The organism is Streptomyces sp. HSW2009, assembly GCF_040240285.1.
Lineage (GTDB): Bacteria > Actinomycetota > Actinomycetes > Streptomycetales > Streptomycetaceae > Streptomyces.
In genome coordinates, this window is the sequence record NZ_JBEHZD010000035.1 from 1 (window position 1) to 18,363 (window position 18,363).

Sequence of the window (18,363 nt, forward strand, 5' to 3'; positions counted from 1 at the left end):
GGGGGGGGGGTGGGGGGGGGGGGGGGGGGCGGGGGGGGGCCGCGCCGGGGGGGTCCGCGTGGGGGGGGGCCCCCGCGCTGGGTGCGCACCCAGCTCACCGTTCAGCGAGCCTGGCGCTCGGCCCGCCCCACCGTCACCCAGCCCACCACTGAGTCAGCCCACCGCTCACCCGGCCCGGCGCTCAGCCGACGTGGGGCCGGCCGCCGGCCCCGGGTGGCTCATCGGCGGATCGCGGCGCGGGTGGGGCGGCGGGGGTGGTGGGGATGCGGGTGCGGACGTCCTGGAGCAGGGTCTGCATCGCCGTTCGGAAGACCTCGGCCTGGTGGTCCCCGAGGAACTCGGTGTGTCCGAACACCTCAAGGACGACCAGGCCGTGCATGTGTCCCCAGGCGCCGAGGAGGAGCGCGGTCGCCGGTGGCGGGAGTTCGCCCAGCCCGTCGGGCGGCAGCTCCGCCAGATGGGCGCGGAGCGCGGGGGAGAGCTCGGGTGCGTCGGCCCCGGCCAGTTGTGCGGTACTGAATCCGGCGAACAGCTCGCGCTGGAAGATGCCGCTCATCCGGCGTACCGCCTGGGTGGTGGGGCCGCCGGCGGGCGCCGCGTAGTGCCGCAGCGGCGTTCCGTACAGGAGTTGGAACCGCTCCGGGTGGGCGATGGCCCACCGCCGGTAGCCCTCGGCCGCCGCCACCAGGCCGGGCGGCCCGGCCCGGTCGGTCGCCGCGTCGTCGACGGCCGCCTGCACCGCGTCCGCCAACTCGTCGTACGCCTTGGTGATCAGCGCGGTGATCAGCGCGTCCCGGTTCGGGAAGTAGTGGTAGAGCGCCTGGACGGTCATGCCGAGGCCGCGGGCGACCGCGCGCAGCGACAGGCCCGCGGGGCCGTGCTCGGTGATGTGGGACTCGGCGGCGCTGACGATCTCCTGCGAGGCGGCGGCCCGGCGCCGCTCACGCAGCGAGGGCAGCGCCGGGGCACCGGCCGCGGTGTGGGTGTCGAGGGACATGCGGCGACCGTACGGCCCCGGAGCGGGGAGCGACAGCAGCCGGCAGCCAACTGTGAAGAAAATCTAACACTGCCAAATTCCCCGACGCCTCACTAACGTCCCTTCACAGGGGAACGGCGGCCCGGCCCGAGCCACCGCGCCCCGGCGCGACGGCCGGTGACGGCCCGTCGAACCGGCGCGTACCACCGGACGCCGCTGGTCCGGGGACCACCGGGCCGCGGCCCCGCCGCACGGCGGGAAAAGCACCGCGCGGCCCCGAAGGCGTCATGCCGCTCCGCGTGGACACGGGGCGGCGACCGGCGCCACGTGCGGGCGCCGACCGGCTCCCCGCCGACCCACCTGATCCACTCCGTACAGAGGGAGACCTGCGTGTTTGAGCGCATAGCCGAGTTGGCCGTCCGCCGGGCGCGGCCGGTGTTGATCGTCGCCGCGCTGGTGCTGGCCGTGCTGGGCGTCGTCGGCGCGGGCGCCTTCGGCAAGTTGCTGGGCGGCGGCAACGACGATCCGGCGGCCCAGTCCACCCGCGCCGGCAAGGTCATCGAGGAGAAGTTCGGCGGCGAGACCAATCTCGTCCTGTTGGTGCGGGCCGTCGAAGGCCGCATCGACGACCCCGCGGCCGAGCGCGGCGGCCGGGCCCTGGTCGCGGCCCTCAAGGCGGAACCCGAACTCACCAACGTGGTCGCGTACTGGGACCGGGACGATCCCGCCCTGCGCTCCGAAGACGCCCGCGAGGCGCTGATCCTCGCCCACGTCCGGGGCACGGGCAAGGACCAGGAGGAACACGCCAAAGAGATCGTCGACGCCCATGCCGGAACCCACGAGGGGCTGACCGTACGGGCCGGCGGCGGCAGCGCGGTGGGTGCCGACATGTCCACCCAGGTCGCCGATGACCTGCTGCTGGCCGAGGCCATCGCGGTGCCGCTGACCCTGATCCTGTTGCTGGTCGTGTTCGGCAGCGTGGTCGCGGCCCTGCTGCCGCTGCTCATCGGCCTGATCGCGATCGCCGGTACGTTCGCTGAACTCGCCCTACTCGGCAGCGTCACGGACGTCTCCGTGTTCGCGACCAACCTGACCACGGCGCTCGGTCTCGGCCTCGGCATCGACTACGCGCTGTTGATGACCAGCCGGTTCAGGCAACAACTCGCGACCGGGGCGAGCGTGCCGGACGCGGTGCGGCACACGGTGCGCACCGCCGGGCGCACCGTCGCCTTCTCCGCCGCCACGGTGGCCGCGGCCCTCGCCGCCCTGCTGGTCTTCCCGCAGTTCTTCCTGCGCTCGTTCGGCTACGCCGGCGTGGGCGTGGTCGTCATCGCGGCCGGCAGCACCCTGCTGGTGATGCCCGCCCTGTTCGTCGTCCTCGGCCACCGCGTCAACAGCGGCCGACTGCCCTGGGCCAAGCGGACGGGTTCCGACGCGCGGGCGCCGCGGTGGGGCCGGCTGGCCAGGTTGGTGATGCGCAGGCCCGCGCTCACCGCGCTGCCGGTGCTCGCCGTGCTGCTGCTGGCCGCCGGCCCGCTGCTCGGCATCACCTTCGGCACGCCCGACGAACGCGTCCTGCCCGAGGACGCCGAGAGCCGCCAGGTCGCGACGGCGCTGCGGGACCACTTCGACGGCAACGACGAGGCCGCCCTGCACATCGTCGTGGACGCGTCCGTGGGCGCGGCCCCGCTCGCCGCGTACGCCACCGAACTCGCCGCGCTGCCCGACGTCGTACGCGTCGAGACCAGCGCCGGCAGCTACGCCGGCGCCCAACCCGACGGCACGGCCGGCCGGTCAGGCCCGGGCAACCCCGCGCTCGGCCGCCCGGACGCCCAGCGGGTGACCGTGGTCAGCACCCTGGCGCCGGCCTCGGACGCGGCACAGCACCTGGTCGACGAGGTGCGCTCGGTCGAGGCACCCGCCGGGACGAAGCCGCTGGTGGGTGGCGCTGCGGCCGAACTGGTCGACTCGAAGGACTCCATCGCCGACCGGCTGCCGCTGGCGGTGACCCTGGTCGCGCTCACCACCTTCGTGCTGCTCTTCCTGTTCACCGGCAGCGTCGTCCAACCCTTGCGCGCCCTGGTGCTCAACCTGATCAGCCTGGGAGCAACCCTCGGCATCACCACCTGGATCTTCCAGGACGGCCACCTCTCCGGGTTGCTCGGCTTCACCCCCCAGCCGATGGACACCTCCATGACGGTGCTGATGTTCTGCATCGCCTTCGGCCTCTCCATGGACTACGAAGTGTTCGTCACCAGCCGCATCAAGGAACTCCACGACCTGGGTCGGGACACCGAGACCTCGGTGGCCGACGGCCTGGGCCACACCGGCCGCATCGTCACGGCCGCGGCCTGCCTCCTCGCGGTGAGCTTCTTCGCCTTCGGGACGGCCGAGGTCAGCTTCATGCAGATGTTCGGGGTCGGCAGCGGGCTGGCCATCCTCATCGACGCCGTCGCCGTACGCGGCGTGCTCGTGCCCGCGGCGATGCGGCTGCTCGGCCACTCCGCTTGGTACGCGCCGCGCCCGCTGCGCGCCCTGCACCAGAGGATCGGGCTGCACGAGGGCGGCCCCACACCGACATCCGCCCCTGCGGGGGGATCGGCGGCTGCCGGATCGTATGCCGAGGACCGGTCACGGGTGTGAGCGTACGGGGGTGATCGTAGGCGTGTGACCGTACGGGGGGTGCCCCGCGCAATCAGTCTCAACTCCCATGACGGGGGCGGTGATTGCGCGGGGCTTGGTGCGGTCTTGGGGTGGAGGCTGGGGCCGGGGCCGGGGCCGGGGCCGGGGTCGGGGCGGGGAGTGTGGGAGGAGTGTCGGGTGTCGGCGGGCCGGGGTCGGGGAGTCGGAGGGCTGGGGGCCGGGGTGTTGAAGTTGGTGCGGTGGCGGCCCGGGTGCGCACGGGGCTGTGGCGGTTGGCGTGGGCACGTATCTGGTCAAGTCGCCCGCGCGCGAGGAATGTTGCGGGTTGCCTGAAGGTTGCCCACGGGTGGACGGCGAGCAAGAGGTGGGGGATGCGGCCGTTCCGTGGTCGCTCGCCCGCGAACGGTGGGGGAGCCGAGCCCCGGCTAAGCCCCCCGGCAGAGCACCTCTCGACGCAGAAGCCCACCACGGCTACGCCATTGACAGCAGGGTGGTCTGTACCAATCATGTGGCCCATGTGGAGACTCCGTGGAAAGCTGGCCGTGCTCGCGGCCCTGCTGCTGCCCATCGGGCTTGCCGGTCCGGCCCAGGCCGTGGCCGGTGCGTCATCGGCGGCCCCGCCCGTGCCCGCCCCCGTCCACACCCGCATCGACACCGACGATCCGGTCCTGTTCATCACCATCGATGACGGCTGGGACACCGAATCCGCGGCCGGTGCGCAAAAGTTGCTGATCGACCGGCAGGTTCCCGCCTCGCTGTTCCTGCTGCCCGGTGCCTACCAGCGGGACAGGGACTACTTCCGTACGCTGCTCGCCCACAGCCCGGCCCGGGTGGAGAACCACACGGTCACCCACCGCGACATGACCACGCTGAGCGCGGCCGAGCAGCGGGCCGAGATCTGTGGCGCCCGCGATCAGCAACTCGCCGCCTTCGGGGACAGTCCGCAACTGTTCCGACCGGCGGGCGGCCAGGACCACAACTGGCCCTACTACAACGACGACACCCGCACCGCCGCCACCGCCTGCGGCGCCAAGGCCGTGGTGACCTGGACGCACGACCTCACCACCTGGGGCTCGTGGACCCCGCCGATGCCGGAGCTGCGGCGCGGGGACGTCGTCCTGCTGCACATGGGTGCCCAGTTGGAGGGTGACCTCCGGCGCGTACTGGCCGCGGCGGACGCGGCCGGCCTCAAGCCGGCGAAGCTGCGGGAGTACGTGCGCGCCTCCTCCTGAGCCCGGCCCGGCCGGGCGCGCGGTCGCAGGCTTGACTTCAACCGCGCTGCAACTCCTCGCGTCTCCCACGTCGCCGCGCCGCCGGTCACCGGACCGGACGGCGTGCCCAGCCGGCGACCCGACGACGGAGACACCCAGCCATGATCCTCGTGACCGCAGCCACCGGAAACATCGGCACCGACCTGTTGGCCCAGTTGCGCGCCAGCGGTGTCGGGCCGGTCCGGGCCCTGACCCGCGACGCCACCCGAGCCGCCTTCCCGGCGGGGGTGACGGCCGTCGAGGGCAGCCTCACGGACCCGGTGTCCTGGGCGGCGGCGCTTGCGGGTGTGCGCGCGCTCTTCCTCGTACCGCACCTGGGCCCGGACGCTGACCTGCTGCGGGCCGCCCGGGAGGCGGGCGTGGCGCACACGGTGCTGGTCTCCTCCATCACCGTGCAGACCCACCCGCGGCTGGCACCTGCCGCCGCCCACCGGCAGGTTGAGGAGTATCTGAAGGGCAGCGGCATGGGGTGGACGATCCTGCGGCCAACCCAGTTCGCGTCCAACACCTACCAGTGGGCGGACTCCATCCGCGCCGACGCGACCGTCAGCGCACCGTACGCGGACACCGCACTGCCCACCATCGACCCGGCCGACATCGCATCCGTGGCCCGGGCGGCGCTCACCGACCCGAGCCGCCACCACGGCCACACCTACGCACTGACCGGGCCGGCCCCCGTCTCGCCGCGCCACCAGGTCGCCCCCAACGCGGCGGCCCGGGCGCGCGAGGTGGGGTTCACCGAGATCAGCCGGGAGGTGGCGCACGCGCGGCTCGCGCCCGTGTACGGCGCCGAGTTCGCCGATGCGGTGCTCGATGTCACCGGTGGGGACGTCACCCCGGAGTTGCTGCGGGTGCGCGACACGGTCGAGCAGGTCACCGGGGTGCCGGCCCGCACCTTCGAGCAGTGGGCCACGGAGCACGTCGCGGCCTTCCGCTGACGCGCGGCGGGTGGCGCGGTCGGGCGGGCGCGGCCGGCCCGGCCGCCGGGCGGGGGGGCTGCCTCCCGATCTCGGTCGGAGCCGCCAGGTTGCGCTTCCCGGCGGGTCCCACCGGCCTCGCCATCGTCAGTGGTCTCCGGCGCCCACTACGTCGGCAACGAACCTGTTACGCGGACCGGCCGCGCAGCAGGCCCTCGGTGGCGTGGTGCAGGCGCAGTGCGGCTTCCTGGTCGAACGCCTTTCTCTTGTAGGGGAGTTGACGCTTCTTCTGGTACGCGGTGAACCGCTCGCCCGGCGGCTCGTCCAGGAGGCGGACCATGGGGGCCACGGCCTTCGGTACGGAGCTGGCGAACACGGAGAAGGACGCCTTGGTCAGGGCCCGTAGCGGTGCGGGAAGGTGGTTGGGCATGTCGGTCGCGACGACGCCGGGGTGGTATCCGACGTAACGGATGTGGGTGTCGGGATGCAGGGCGGCGAAGGCGACGCCCAGCAGGTCGTTGGCGCGGAAGGACTGCAAGGTGGCCTTGGTGCCGCCGTAGCGCCGGGTGAGTTGCAGGTCGTCCCAGTGGATGCGGCCCAGCGGGACGCCAGGGGTCCCGACGTTCATGATGACGGGGCGCTGCGCCGCCTCCAGCCTGTCCCGCAGTCCGTGGCTCAGCAGGAACCGGCTCAGGTAGGCGAGGGCGAAGCTGTGCTCGAACCCTTCGTCGGTGACCTTGCGCGGACCGAAGAGGCGGTAGCGCTGGGCGCACAGGACGAGCTTGTCCACCACGGGGCAGATGTTCTCCAACGCGGTGAGGAGTTGCTCGGTCGCGGCGACGGACGTCAGATCGGCCCGTAGGAAGGTGGCGTGGCCGCCGGCCGGGACGGCCGCCGCCTCGGTGAGCAGGGACTCGCCCTTCGCCGGTGTGCTGCCGATGGCCACCACCCGCGCGCCCTGCCGCAGGTAATGCAGGGCCAGCCCTCTGCCGAGCCCGTCCGTTCCCCCGGTGATGACCACGGTCTGCATCCCTGGTTCCCCTTCCCCTGTGGGCCCGGGCGGCAGGCGCTCAGCCCGGCGCCACGGAATCGCTATACGGATATGACGTATCCGCTTAGCGGGACCGTACCATGGAACCGGATAGGTCATATCCGGTTCGGTCGGGGTCGGTACGAGGAGTCGTGCATGGGCAGCCAGCGTGAGGACGAGGGAGCCGCTGTGACGGGAGGGCGCCCGCTGCGGCGGGACGCGGAGCTCAACCGCCAACGCATCGTCAAGGCCGGGCGCGAGGTCTTCGCCGCACGCGGCCTCCAGGCCACCCTCAACGACGTCGCGCACCACGCCGGTCTGGGGGTGGGCACCGTCTACCGCAAGTACCGCGACAAGCAGACGCTCGCGGAGGCGGTCTACAGAGAAGAGCTCGCCGAGATCGCGGCGTTGGCCCAGGCGGCCAGGGCGGAGGACGACGCCTTCGACGCCCTGGCCGGCTTCATCGAACAGGCCCTTGAACGGGCGGCGCACAACCGTGGCCTGCGCGAACTCATCCGGCAGGGCCCTGTCGAAGCCGCCGGCCTCGCGCGCGCGAGAGCGGAGATCGCGGCGCACTGCGAGCACCTGGTGGAGCGGGCCCGTGCCCAGGGCGCGCTGCGCGCCGGCGTCACCGGGGCGGACATCGCACCGATCGCCGCGATGGTCGACGCCGTGCTGTCGCTGCCCGGCGAGCAGTCGCCACAGCTGTGGCGACGCTATCTGGCGATCGTTCTCGACGGGCTCCGCGCCCACTCGGACCAGCGACCGCTGCCCGGCCCCGAAGGGCCGGCCTGACCTCGCCCCGCCCGCTGCGCGCTACGCCTGCACCGGCTCGGTCGGTTGCTCCGGCGTCCCGGCCCGCACCGCCGTGCCGTCCGCCGCCGCCTGCGATGCGCCGTCCGCCGCCTCCGGTGTGTCGCCCCCGGTGGCCACCCGGTGCAGTCGGCGGACCGCCGGGGTGGCCAGCAGCGCGGCGCAGCCCACCAGGCAGCCGCCCGCCGACACCAGGAGCAGCCGCTGCGGAGAGGCCAGGGCGAGGGCCGGGCCGGCCAGGAGTTGGCCGAGCGAGATGCCGGAGACCGAGCCGGCCAACTCGTACGCGGAGACCCGGTTCAGCACCGCCGGCGGGGTGTGGGTCTGCACGCTCGTCGCCCACATCACCGACCAGAACGCCAACGCGGCGCCGCCGACGACATGGCCGACGAGCAGGACCGGCAGCCCGGCGCTCAGCGCCACGCACAGCGGCAACGCCGCGTACAGCACCATCGCCAGCGCGCCGGCGGCCAGTGGCCTGGCCGGGTGCACCCGGAGCGCGACCAGGCCGCCGAGCACGGTGCCGGCGCCGAGGAACGAGACCGCGAGACCGTAGGAGTTCGCCCCGAGCCGGTCGCCGATGAGTTCGGAGCTGAGCGGTACGAGCGGGCCGAAGAGCAGCACGCCGAAGACCACCCAGATCAAGATCACCGACCACATCCAGGTACGGGCGCGGAACTCCTGCCAGCCCTGCCGCAGATCGTGCCGGAGCGAACTGCCGGTGCGCGCGGCGGCGCTGGACGGGGCCTGCGCGTCCGCGGGGTGTGCGTCCACGCCCTGCGCGTCCACGCCCTGGACGTCCGTGACCTGGACGTCCGTGACCTGGGCGTCCGTGACCTGGGCGTTCGCGGTCGGTGTGGCCGTGGTGAGCGCGGCGGCGGGCCGGTTCGCCGGGGCCAGCTTGATGAGCGCCAGGCACAGCGCGCTCAGCAGGAAGGTGCCGGCGTCGAGCGCATAGACCGTGCCGGCGCCGGTCAGTGCGATGAGCAGGCCCGCCAGGGCCGGGCCGAGCAGATGGGCGAGCGCGTCGGCCACCTTCAACGTGGCGTTGGCGCGCTGCGGTTCGCGGGCGATCAGCGGGACCATGCCGTTCATCCCCGGCAGGAACATCGCCACCGCGGCACCGGCCAGCGCCGCCATCGCGATCAGCAGCCAGAACGGCGGCGACCCGACGAAGAACGCCACCGCCAACACCCCCTGCGTGACCACCCGGACCAGGTCCGCGCCGACCATCATCCGCCGCGCGCCGAACCGGTCGGCGAACACCCCGCCGAACAGCACGAGCAGCACGAACGTGCCGGTCCACACGCCGAGGACCAGACCCACCCCGGAGATCCCGTACCGCGCGCCGACCGCGAGCGCGGCGGCCACCGGCATCATCGCGTCACCGAGTTGGGAGACCGTGCGGGCGGTGAAGAAGTACGCGAAGCGCCGGTCCCACAGCGGAGGTCGGGACGGCGGGGCCGCGGGCCCCGCGGCCGTCGTCGGCTGCGTCGACGCAGGTTCCGGTGCAGGCCCCGACGGGTGCGGCTGAGGCGACGCCGGCGAGGAGGACGACGCGGGCGGGGCGGGCGGCTGGGGCTTCGAGGTGGTCACGGCTCCCATACTGGTGTGGACCAATCGATCGCCCCAGTGTCCGGAACGACGTGATGGGGTACTTTCGCGCCATGACGCTTCGCTCGCCGTCGCAGCCCCCGGCGCCGCACCGGGTCGTGGCCCTGCTGCAACCCCCGCAGGCCACCTTCCCGCTGGCCTGCGCGGCCGAGGTGTTCGGCGACCTGGGCCCGGAGGTCCCCGCCCGCTACACCTTCGACGCCTGCACCGAACACCCGGGCCCGCTGCGCACCCAGACCGGCTGCGACCTGGTGGTCACCGGCGGTCTTGCGGCCCTGGAACGGGCGGACACCGTGCTCGTCCCCGGCTGGCCGCAGGGCCAGGACGCGGGCGCCGCCGTGTCACCCGCGGTGGTCGACGCCGTCAGGTCGGCGCACCGGCGCGGGGCCCGGATCGTCAGCCTGTGCTCGGGCGCCTTCGTACTCGCCGCGGCCGGGCTCCTCGACGGCCGCCGGGCCGCCACCCACTGGGCCCGCGCCGCCGAGTTGGCCAGCCGCTACCCACGGGTGCAGGTGGACCCCGCGGTGCTCTACGTGGACCACGGTGACGTCGCCACCAGCGCCGGGGCCGCGGCCGGCGTGGACCTGTGCCTGCACCTGGTGAGCCGCGACCACGGCGCCGCGTACGCGCTGCGGATCGCCCGCCACATGGTGATGCCGCCGCACCGCGAGGGCTGCCAGTTGCAGTACGCCGAACTCCCCACGGCGGGGCCGGTCACCGACTCCCTCGCGCCGCTCCTCGACTGGCTGTCCGAGCGGCTCGACCAGCCCATCAGCGTCGCCGACATGGCCCTTCGCTCACAGGTCTCGCCCCGCACACTGACCCGCCGCTTCACCGAACAACTGGGCATCAGCCCCGGCCGCTGGCTGCTCGACCGGCGGATCGCCGCCACCCGGGCCCTCCTGGAGGAGACCGACCTGCCGGTGGAGACCATCGCCCGCAAGGTGGGCCTGTCATCGGCGGTCAACCTGCGCCGACGCTTCCACGAGGCGCTGCGCACCACACCGGCCGCCTACCGGCGCACCTTCCGCGTGCACCAGGCCGGCTGACCGAGCGGCAGCCGACCGACCTCGCACGCCGCCTGCGGCACGGGTCCCGTACGCGGCTAAGGGACCTGTACGCGGCTAAGGGACCTGTACGCGGCACGGGTCCCGTACGCGTGGCCACGTGGCGCGTTCCGCCGTTGACCGGCCCGCCCGCGGTGGCTTGGCTGGGTGCCGTCCCCGCCCGGGGACCCACGTCCATGGGAGGCGCCGTGCGACCGAACCGGATGCGAACCACCCTCGTGGCGGCGGGGCTCTGCCTCCTCGCCGTGCCCGCCGCACCCGCCCGCGGCCACACCCCGACGGCCGACCGGCCCGAAGCCCGGGCCACCGCTGCCACGACCGGCCCGGCGTCCCCCGTCGAGCGGGTCAGCGTGACCGCCGACGGACAGCAGGCCAACGGCGATTCCCGGTCCGCGGTCATCAGCGGCGACGGACGGACGGTCGTCTTCTTCAGCGAGGCGACCAACCTGGTGCCGAACGCCCGCGTCACCGGCAGCCAGATCTATGCGAAGGACCTGCGCACCGGCGCGGTCGACCTGGTCAGCGTGGGCTCGCAGGGCGCGCTCGCCTCCGGGCTCGGCGGCCGGCTGACGGTCAGCGACGACGGGCGCTTCGTCGCCTTCGACGCGGAGTCGGCCATCGAACCGACCGACACCAACCAGGGCCCCGACGTCTATCTGCGCGACCGCCAGCGGCGCCGCACCGAACTGGTCACGGCCAAGGCCCCGGACGCCCCGGACGCCCGCAGCTTCGGGGCGTCCCTCAGCGCGGCCGGCCGGTACGTCTCCTTCACCTCGCTGCGCGCCGACTTCGGGCCGCGCGACACCAACGGCACGGGCGACGTGTACGTACGCGACCGGCAGCGCGGCACCACCGAACTGGTCAGCGTCGCCACCGACGGCAGCCAGGGCGACGGGCCGTCCGCCGAGTCCCTGCTTAGCCCCGACGGCCGCCAGGTCACCTTCACCACCCAGGCCAAGACCCTCTTCCCCTGGCCCCGGGCCGCTTCCCCGGCTGCGCCCCCGGCCGAGACCGAGGCGGCGCCGAAGCGGCCGGTGCCGTACGTCACCTTCGGCGTGCACGACCGCCGCACCGGGCGGACCACGGCCGGCGCGTACAACACCGACGACCTGCCCGCCAAGGCCAGTTACGAGCTGGCGTTCTCGGCCGACAGCCGCATCCTGCTGTTCAGGTCGGGGCAGCAGATCGTCCCCGGCAACGGGCCCGCCGACGTGTGGAACTACTACGCACGGGACCTGCGCACCGGCGCCATCCGGCGGCTGATCCTGCTGCCCGACGGCAGCGTCCCGCCGCACACCGCCTACGGGCTCGGCCTCAGCCCCGACGGCCGCACCGTCTACTTCACCGCGTCCGACGCCGACTTCGCCCCGGGCGACCCGCACCCGGCCTGGGACACCTACCAGCGCGATCTGGAGACGGGCCAGGTCAGCCGACTGGTCTCCACGCCGGACGGGGGCTCGCCCCGCGACGGTTCCTGGGGCGTCCAGCCCGACCGGGCGGGCCGCGCCCTGACCTTCGTCAGCGACTCGCCCGACCTGGTATCGGGCGACACCAACGGCGTCGGTGACGTGTTCGTGCGCCGCCTGGGCCGATGATTCTCTGACGTCTCGTCAGACAGCTTGGCCCTCGGCGTCCGTACGCTCAGAGAGCCTGGCCCCCGGCGTCCGTACGCTGCGACCGCCGGAGCGCCCGTACCGGCGCGGGACGCCGCGCGGGGGTACGGCCACCGTCCGGCGGCCGTACCCCCTCCTGCCCTCGCGCTCCTCGTAACCCTCGCGCTCCCTCGCGACCGTCGCGCCCGACCCGCCGTCCGCCGCCGCACCAGACATCGGACATCGGGCATCGGGCATCGGGCGGAGGGTCAGCCGCCGCGCGGGGGAACAGCCGCGTCAGCCGCGGCTCTGCTCCGGCGGCGCGCCGAGCAAGCCGGTCAGCACCTTCGACAGCTCGGCGCTCGCCTCACTGGTCTGGGCGCGCCAGGCCACGTGCCCGTCCGGGCGCACCAGCACGCAGCCGTCCGCGGCGCCCTCGCGCTGTCGCTCCCACGCGCCGTACGGGTCGCGCAGCCCCTCGGCCGCACCGATGGTGCGCACCGTGACGGTGACCCCGGTCAGCCGCGCCGCCTCGCGGGCGGCCTGGTGCCACGCCTCGCCGCCGCGGCCGGTGAGCAGGACGAACCGGCCCCGCCCGCCCACGTCCAGGGTGGAGAGGCGGCGCCGGCCGTCCTCCAACCAGACGTGTGGCAGCCGGGCGCCCGGCCAGGTGGTGGCCTGGTAGTACAGCTCGGGGTCGCGGTCCTGGACCGGTTCGGGCGTGCCGTCGTCCACCCGGGCCCCGGCCCGGTAGCGGTAGCCGATCTCCCCGCCGTGCGCATTGCCCTGGTAGTTGATCCGGGCGGGCGCGGCGGCCCGCGCCCCCCGCCGCTCGGCAGCCGCCGGCGTGTCGTCGGCGAGATCGCGCAGCAGCGCGGACTGCTCCGCGGCGCTCTGCCCCGCCTCGAAACCCAGCGCCGCCGGAATGCCGAGGAAGTCCAGCATGGAGCGCACCGCCCGGTCGACGATCTGCCCACCGACCGGCAGCCGCTCGCTCTGGTAGGTGTCCAGCAGTTCGGGACCGGCCGTACCCTCCAGGACCAGCCGCAGCTTCCAGCACAGGTTGTACGCGTCGGCGACCGCCGAGTTGAGTCCGAGGCCGTTGGTGGGCGGCATCTGGTGCACCGCGTCCCCGACGCAGAACACCCGCCCCGACGCGTACCGGGGTGCGACGACCGCATTGACCTGCCACGGCGAGACGTGCTTGATCTTCACCTCGACCGCGGGGTCGCCGATGCTCTCCCTGACGTGGCCGAGCACCTCCTCGTGGTCGCTCGGATCGAACTCCTCATCGGGGCCGAAGAACCGGAGATAGACCCACTCGGTCCAGGGCTTGATGCTGACGAAGACCCGGCCGTCCTCGGGCGGGTTGCCCGGCACGGCCCCCATGTAGAGGATCGCCGGCCGGTCCGCGCAGTAGCGCGACAGATCGGCCTCGAACCAGATCGAGGCGACCTTCGCCAACCCGGACTGGCCCTCGACGCCCAGCCCCGCCTGCTCCATCACCCGACTGTTGGCGCCGTCCGCGCCGATCAGGTAGTCGCAGCGCACCTCGTACTCCTGGCCGGTGCGGCGGTCGGCGATCACCGCGGTGACCCCGTCCGCGTCCTGGCTCATGCGCACGAACTCCTGGCCGAACCGCAACTCGCCCACATGCGCCCGCTCGGCCTCCCGGACCAGGATCGGCTCCAGCAGGTGCTGCGGCAGGTTGCACATCTGGCTGGGGCTCGCGGCCCGGTAGTCGCCGATCCGGTCGGGGCCGTTGCCGTACGCGTCGAGCCGGCTCACCTCGGGGCCCGCAAAGGTCGACATGAAGACGTGGTTGGCAAGGAACGGACTCGGCGTCGCCGCCGCGAGCACCGCGTCCTCCACGCCGAGGTCGCGCCAGATCTCACCGGTGCGCTGGTTGAGCAGATGCGCACGGGGGGTGTTGGCGCTCGTCTCGTACTTGCCGACCAGCAGATGCCGTATCCCGTAGCGGGACAGCGCCAGCGAGGCCGTCAGCCCTGCCGGGCCGTTGCCCACGATCAGTACTGGTACGTGCACGGTCACAGCCTCCTGCGCGGGGGTGCGGGTCAGGGGTGCGGAGCCCGGTTCCACCGGGGTTGCTCCCGTGGAGCCCGGGGTGCTCGGCGTGCTCACTGGGCGACCTTCTTGGCGTAGCCGCCGTAGATCACGGAGGTGTCCTTGGCGGCCTTGAGCTGGAACCTGCGGCCCAACTCGCCGTAGGTGATCTCACCGCGCGCCCGGCTGCGCATCGCCCGCAGCAACTCCAGCGGCGGCCTGCTGGACGCGAACCCGACCAGGTCCTCGTTGTGCAGGCCGTGCGCGCGGAACAGGGCGTGCAACTCGGCCGGCTTGATGAAGCCGTTCCAGTCGTGCAGGTCCTTGGGCGCGAAGCGGACGGACTTCCAGTCCTGCGCCATCTTGATCATGCCGAGCTTGGAGCGGAAGGTGCGGTTGATCGTGTCGTACAGGTAGTAGCCGCCGGGCTTGAGGACCCGCACCGCCTCGCTGATGGCCTGGTTGGTGTCGGTGACGTGTTCCAGGGTGTCGCAGCAGTACACCAGGTCGAAGGAGGCGTCGGGGAAGTCCAGCTTCTCCGCGAAGCCCTCCCGGTAGCGGATGCTCAACCCCTCGGCCCTGGCGTGCTCGGCCGCCGCCTCCAGCGAGGGGCCCGACGGGTCCACGCCGGTGACCTGGGCGCCCGCCCGTGCGAACCGCTCGGCGAGCAGCCCGCCACCACACCCGATGTCGAGCATCCGCTGACCGGTCAGATCGAAGCCGAGCCGGCTGGTCAGCACCTCGTGGAAGTAGTCGAACCGGGGCGGGGTGAACGCCTCCAGGGTGGCGAAGGGTTGGTTGTCGTCCCACCACGAGAGGTGGTTGTACACGTCGTTGTCGACAGGCATGGTCGCTGGCTCCTCAGGAGAGCTTGATGGTCGGACGGCGGACATCGAGCCAGACGGCCAGGTCGAGCACGCGCTCGAACGCCTCGCGCTCGTCGGCCTCGACGGCCTCGGGCAGGCCACGGGCGGCCTTGGTCAGCGCCTCGTGGTCGAAGAACTCCACCGCACGGTGGTCGTCGGTGAGCAACTCGCCGACCTGGCGCTGGAGTTCACTCACGTAGCGCAACTCCTGGGTGTGCGGGTAGAGCGCCTTCACCCGCTCCACCACCGAGCGCGGCAGGACGTCCTTGACGGCCGCCCGCAGCAGACTCTTCTCCCGGCCGTCGAACGTCTTCATCGCCCAGGGCGTGTTGTACACGTACTCCACCAGCCGGTGGTCGCAGATCGGCACCCGCACTTCGAGGCCGACGGCCATGCTCATCCGGTCCTTGCGGTCCAGGAGCATCCCGAGCAGGCTCGTCAGGTGCACGTAGCAGAACTCCCGCATCCGCCGCTCGTGCGCGTCCTCGCCAGGCACCACCGGGATCTCGGCCACCGACTGCTCGTACCGTTGTTGCCAGTAGCCGGGCACGTCCAGGGTGCCGACCAGCAGCTCCGGGCTGATCAGCTTGGTCGGGTGGGACTTGGGGCTGAGCCCGGAGGCCGTCACCCACGGGAACATGGCGGCCTGCTGCACCGTCGGGTGGTGGAACCACGGGTAGCCGCCGAAGATCTCGTCGGCCGACTCGCCCGAAAGCGCCACCGTCGAGTGTTCGCGCACCGCCTTGAACAGCAGGTACAGCGAGTTGTCCGCCTCACCGAAGCCGAACGGCAGGTCCCGGGCGGTGACGGTGGCCCGCCGCACCTCGGGGTTCGCCAGCTCCTGGTGGTCCAGGCGGATGGTGTGGTGCACGGTCCCGACGTGCTCGACCACCTCGCGGGCGAACGGCGCGTCCTGCGAGCCGCGCAGCTCGTCGGGGCGGAACGCCTCGGGCTGCTCGAAGTCGACGGTGAAGGTACGGGTCTGCTCGCCCCGCTCGGCCAGGTGCCGCCCCGCCAGCGCGGTCAGGGCGCTGGAGTCGAGCCCACCGGAGAGCAGCACGCACTGCGGCACATCGGCCACCACCTGGTGCGCGACGCTGTCTTCGAGGAGTTCGCGCACCCGGCGCACCGTGGTCTCGGTGTCGTCGCGGTGCTCGGCGACCTCAAGGCGCCAGTACGTGCGCTCGCGCAGCCCCGAACGGTCGAGCACCACCAGGGTGCCGGGCTTGACCTCGCGCATGCCCGACCACACCGAGCGCCCCGGCTCCTTGACGAACGCGAACAGCTCGCGCATGCCGTCGGTGTCCACCACCGGCTCCACCTCGGGGTGGGCGAGTACGGCCTTGGCCTCGGAGCCGAAGAGCACCCCGTCGTCGGTCGGGTAGTAGTAGAGCGGCTTGATGCCGAGCCGGTCCCGCAGCAGCACCAGCTTCTCCACCCGGCCGTCCCAGATGCCCAGCGCGTACATGCCGGTCAGCCGGTCCGCGACGTCCTCGCCCCACTCCAGGTAGCCGCGCAGCACCACCTCGGTGTCGCTCGCGGTGCGGAACGCGTGCCCGCGGCGGCGCAGTTCGTCGCGCAGCTCGACGAAGTTGTACGCCTCGCCGCTGTACGTCAGGGCCACCGGCCCGTCCGGGGTCTCCTCCACCATGGGCTGGACGCCGCCGGTCAGGTCGATGACCGACAGCCTGCGGTGGCCGAGCGCGGCGGACGGCGAAAGCCAGGTGCCTTCGGCGTCCGGGCCGCGGCACAGCATGGTGGCCGTCATCGCGTCCAGCGCGTCCCGTTCAGCGCTCAGGTCCCGCCGAAAGGCGATCCACCCGGTGATCCCACACATACGTCCTCTTTCTTCGGCGCTTCTTTGGTGTTCTCTGGCTTTGTCCGGCCGGTGGTGGTTCTTCGGCCGTGGTTCTTCGGTGGCCGGGGCGGCGGCCCGTGCGGGTGCGGCGGGTCGCGGCTCCCGTCCGGTCAGCGGTGGGCGGTGGCCCGCTGGGCGGCCATGTAGGGGGGCAGGCCGTCGATGTGGGAGCGGCCCACCGGGGCGAAGGAGAGCCGGTCGAGGGCCGATCCGAAGAAGGACCACGGCCGGTTGAGCTCGGCAGCCCAGCGCCAACTGAACCGGGCGCCGTACGCGGTCGGCTCCACCACGTAGTCCTCCACCAGGTGGCGGAAGATGGGCCGGGTGCCCTCCACTCCGCTGAACGTCTTGCGGTAACCCTCCTCCCAGCGGAAGAAACGCTCGCGCAGGGTGAAGTCACCGCCCATCTCGATCTCCCGGGTGGTGCCGACACCGAACGGCCGCGGCGAGGTCCACGTGAGCCGCTTCATGCCCTTGGTCCAACTCGACACCCCGTCCCCGGTCAGGGCCTCCCAGGTCTCCTGTGCCGAGTAGGGCACCTCCACCGAGCGGGCGTGGTAGAGGGACGCCGTGGCGAACAGGGCGTCGTCGGCCTCCTCGATCGGATACCAGCGTGCAGTCATGGGAGCAGGTCCTCTTCCGTGCGGTGGTCCCGCGGCGCCGGCGCGACGGGACGGGTGGGAGGGGGTGGGGTGGGATGAGCTGTGGGTGGTCGGGTGGGTTGGGTGCTGCGTGGTCGGGTGGGTTGGGTGCGGTGCGGTGGGGGCGGGGGTTGGCAGTGGGTGAGCGGGGTGCGGTGGGGTGGTGCTGCGGCGCGGGCGGTTCCAAGAGGTCAGGCCGCGGGGGGAGTTGAGGTGCCGGGAAACCGGGGGGATCACGCGGGCTTGCGGGCCCTGAAGAGTGCGACGCTGCCCCGTGTGACCAGGTCGAAGTCGTCGAAGTACTGCTTCAACTGGTCGCGCAGGTCCTCCAGGTTGTCTTCGGAGTTGTGGAAGACACCCTTGTCGTTGAGGTTGTTCATCAGCCACCGGCCGGCCCCGGAGACCGGCACGCCCGAGGACAGGATGGTGCTGCCGAAGACGGTGCCGCCGGGTCGTACGGTCGCCGCCGCGTGCTTGATCGCCACCCCCTTCTCGCGCAGGCTGCCGGGCACGCAGTGCAGCAGGAAGCTCAGCGCGGCCGAGTCGTGGCTCTCGTCCGGCACCGGCAGCGGCTCCAGCGCGTTGGCGACCACCTTGGTGGTCTCGTAGAACTCCAGCCGCCGCGCGGTGAAGTCCAACGTGCTGGGGTTGAGGTCGGCCAGCGTGATCTTCGGGTTGGAGACCGGGAACCGGGTGCGGGTCAGCAGGTAGCCGGTGCCGACGCCCAGTTCCAGGTGCTTGGCCCCGACGCAGGTCGCGTACATCCGGAGGAAGTTCCGCGGCGAGCAGCGCCAGAAGAGCGGGGCGCTGCCGCGGAACACCACCAGGTCGTAGAAGGCCAGCGCCCGTGGATGGTACGCGGCCTGGCCGTCCAGGACCTCCTGGCCGACCGTGCCGGGCTGCTGGTCGTGTGTGCTGGTCATTTGCTGGTCACCCTCGATCGGAATCGGCTGGTTAGCGCACGGGGTCGTGCTCGTTGTGGAACGCAGGGGTGGGACGGGGGTAGGTGTG

The 18,363-nt window shown here is 72.8% G+C and carries 14 protein-coding genes; 6 read left to right on the forward strand and 8 right to left on the reverse strand.

Annotated features, from left to right (window positions below; genetic code table 11):
• Positions 1-181 precede the first annotated feature (181 nt).
• A complete protein-coding gene (locus tag AAHZ94_RS04905; RefSeq protein ID WP_349990811.1) occupies positions 182-997 on the reverse strand; it encodes a TetR/AcrR family transcriptional regulator in 816 nt (271 codons plus the stop codon).
• Positions 998-1,366: 369 nt separating this feature from the next.
• Here AAHZ94_RS04905 and AAHZ94_RS04910 point away from each other — a divergent pair, with 369 nt between their 5' ends.
• The 3 genes from AAHZ94_RS04910 to AAHZ94_RS04920 all read left to right on the forward strand — a co-directional run bounded on the left by AAHZ94_RS04910 (position 1,367) and on the right by AAHZ94_RS04920 (position 5,828).
• Complete coding sequence (locus AAHZ94_RS04910) at positions 1,367-3,619, forward strand: MMPL family transporter (RefSeq protein ID WP_349990813.1); 2,253 nt, start codon at positions 1,367-1,369, stop codon at positions 3,617-3,619.
• A 515-nt stretch (positions 3,620-4,134) separates the two neighbouring features.
• On the forward strand, positions 4,135-4,851 hold the full coding sequence (locus tag AAHZ94_RS04915; RefSeq protein WP_349990815.1) for a polysaccharide deacetylase family protein: 717 nt from the start codon (positions 4,135-4,137) through the stop codon (positions 4,849-4,851).
• Between the two features lie 140 nt (positions 4,852-4,991).
• Positions 4,992-5,828 (forward strand): SDR family oxidoreductase, encoded by an 837-nt coding sequence (locus tag AAHZ94_RS04920; protein WP_349990816.1) that lies wholly within the window; start codon positions 4,992-4,994, stop codon positions 5,826-5,828.
• A gap of 166 nt (positions 5,829-5,994) precedes the next feature.
• On the opposite strand, the gene AAHZ94_RS04925 is transcribed toward AAHZ94_RS04920, so the two are convergent.
• Entirely contained in the window at positions 5,995-6,837 is an 843-nt protein-coding gene (locus AAHZ94_RS04925; protein ID WP_349990818.1) for an SDR family NAD(P)-dependent oxidoreductase, read from the reverse strand.
• A 156-nt stretch (positions 6,838-6,993) separates the two neighbouring features.
• Here AAHZ94_RS04925 and AAHZ94_RS04930 point away from each other — a divergent pair, with 156 nt between their 5' ends.
• A complete protein-coding gene (locus AAHZ94_RS04930) occupies positions 6,994-7,632 on the forward strand; it encodes a TetR/AcrR family transcriptional regulator (protein ID WP_349990820.1) in 639 nt (212 codons plus the stop codon).
• Positions 7,633-7,653: 21 nt separating this feature from the next.
• Here the strand turns inward: AAHZ94_RS04930 and AAHZ94_RS04935 are convergent, their stop codons facing one another.
• Positions 7,654-9,246: an MFS transporter gene (locus AAHZ94_RS04935; protein WP_349990821.1), complete on the reverse strand. Its 1,593-nt coding sequence runs from the start codon at positions 9,244-9,246 to the stop codon at positions 7,654-7,656.
• Positions 9,247-9,317: 71 nt separating this feature from the next.
• Here AAHZ94_RS04935 and AAHZ94_RS04940 point away from each other — a divergent pair, with 71 nt between their 5' ends.
• Together AAHZ94_RS04940 and AAHZ94_RS04945 are read left to right on the forward strand one after the other, a co-directional pair.
• Entirely contained in the window at positions 9,318-10,313 is a 996-nt protein-coding gene (locus AAHZ94_RS04940) for a GlxA family transcriptional regulator (RefSeq protein ID WP_349990823.1), read from the forward strand.
• 221 nt (positions 10,314-10,534) lie between these two features.
• A complete protein-coding gene (locus tag AAHZ94_RS04945) occupies positions 10,535-11,926 on the forward strand; it encodes a TolB-like translocation protein (RefSeq protein ID WP_349990825.1) in 1,392 nt (463 codons plus the stop codon).
• A gap of 294 nt (positions 11,927-12,220) precedes the next feature.
• On the opposite strand, the gene AAHZ94_RS04950 is transcribed toward AAHZ94_RS04945, so the two are convergent.
• The 5 genes from AAHZ94_RS04950 to AAHZ94_RS04970 all read right to left on the reverse strand — a co-directional run bounded on the left by AAHZ94_RS04950 (position 12,221) and on the right by AAHZ94_RS04970 (position 18,275).
• Positions 12,221-13,969, reverse strand: coding sequence for an FAD-dependent monooxygenase (locus AAHZ94_RS04950; protein ID WP_349990826.1), 1,749 nt, complete (start codon positions 13,967-13,969; stop codon positions 12,221-12,223).
• A 92-nt stretch (positions 13,970-14,061) separates the two neighbouring features.
• Positions 14,062-14,835, reverse strand: a complete 774-nt coding sequence (gene ubiG, locus AAHZ94_RS04955) for a bifunctional 2-polyprenyl-6-hydroxyphenol methylase/3-demethylubiquinol 3-O-methyltransferase UbiG (protein WP_349990827.1) — start codon at positions 14,833-14,835, stop codon at positions 14,062-14,064.
• Between the two features lie 13 nt (positions 14,836-14,848).
• On the reverse strand, positions 14,849-16,690 hold the full coding sequence (asnB, locus tag AAHZ94_RS04960; protein WP_349990829.1) for an asparagine synthase (glutamine-hydrolyzing): 1,842 nt from the start codon (positions 16,688-16,690) through the stop codon (positions 14,849-14,851).
• Between the two features lie 131 nt (positions 16,691-16,821).
• A complete protein-coding gene (locus AAHZ94_RS04965; protein ID WP_349990830.1) occupies positions 16,822-17,334 on the reverse strand; it encodes an SRPBCC family protein in 513 nt (170 codons plus the stop codon).
• A gap of 251 nt (positions 17,335-17,585) precedes the next feature.
• A complete protein-coding gene (locus AAHZ94_RS04970; protein WP_349990832.1) occupies positions 17,586-18,275 on the reverse strand; it encodes a class I SAM-dependent methyltransferase in 690 nt (229 codons plus the stop codon).
• Positions 18,276-18,363: the final 88 nt, after the last annotated feature.

Excerpts from the sequence above, each read along its gene's own strand:
- AAHZ94_RS04905 (WP_349990811.1), bottom strand. The coding sequence starts at position 997 with ATGTCCCTCGACACCCACACCGCGGCCGGTGCCCCGGCGCTGCCCTCG.
- AAHZ94_RS04915 (WP_349990815.1), top strand. The coding sequence starts at position 4,135 with ATGTGGAGACTCCGTGGAAAGCTGGCCGTGCTCGCGGCCCTGCTGCTG.
- AAHZ94_RS04920 (WP_349990816.1), top strand. The coding sequence starts at position 4,992 with ATGATCCTCGTGACCGCAGCCACCGGAAACATCGGCACCGACCTGTTG.
- AAHZ94_RS04925 (WP_349990818.1), bottom strand. The coding sequence starts at position 6,837 with ATGCAGACCGTGGTCATCACCGGGGGAACGGACGGGCTCGGCAGAGGG.
- AAHZ94_RS04930 (WP_349990820.1), top strand. The coding sequence starts at position 6,994 with ATGGGCAGCCAGCGTGAGGACGAGGGAGCCGCTGTGACGGGAGGGCGC.
- AAHZ94_RS04940 (WP_349990823.1), top strand. The coding sequence starts at position 9,318 with ATGACGCTTCGCTCGCCGTCGCAGCCCCCGGCGCCGCACCGGGTCGTG.
- AAHZ94_RS04945 (WP_349990825.1), top strand. The coding sequence starts at position 10,535 with ATGCGAACCACCCTCGTGGCGGCGGGGCTCTGCCTCCTCGCCGTGCCC.
- ubiG (WP_349990827.1), bottom strand. The coding sequence starts at position 14,835 with ATGCCTGTCGACAACGACGTGTACAACCACCTCTCGTGGTGGGACGAC.
- asnB (WP_349990829.1), bottom strand. The coding sequence starts at position 16,690 with ATGTGTGGGATCACCGGGTGGATCGCCTTTCGGCGGGACCTGAGCGCT.
- AAHZ94_RS04965 (WP_349990830.1), bottom strand. The coding sequence starts at position 17,334 with ATGACTGCACGCTGGTATCCGATCGAGGAGGCCGACGACGCCCTGTTC.
- AAHZ94_RS04970 (WP_349990832.1), bottom strand. The coding sequence starts at position 18,275 with ATGACCAGCACACACGACCAGCAGCCCGGCACGGTCGGCCAGGAGGTC.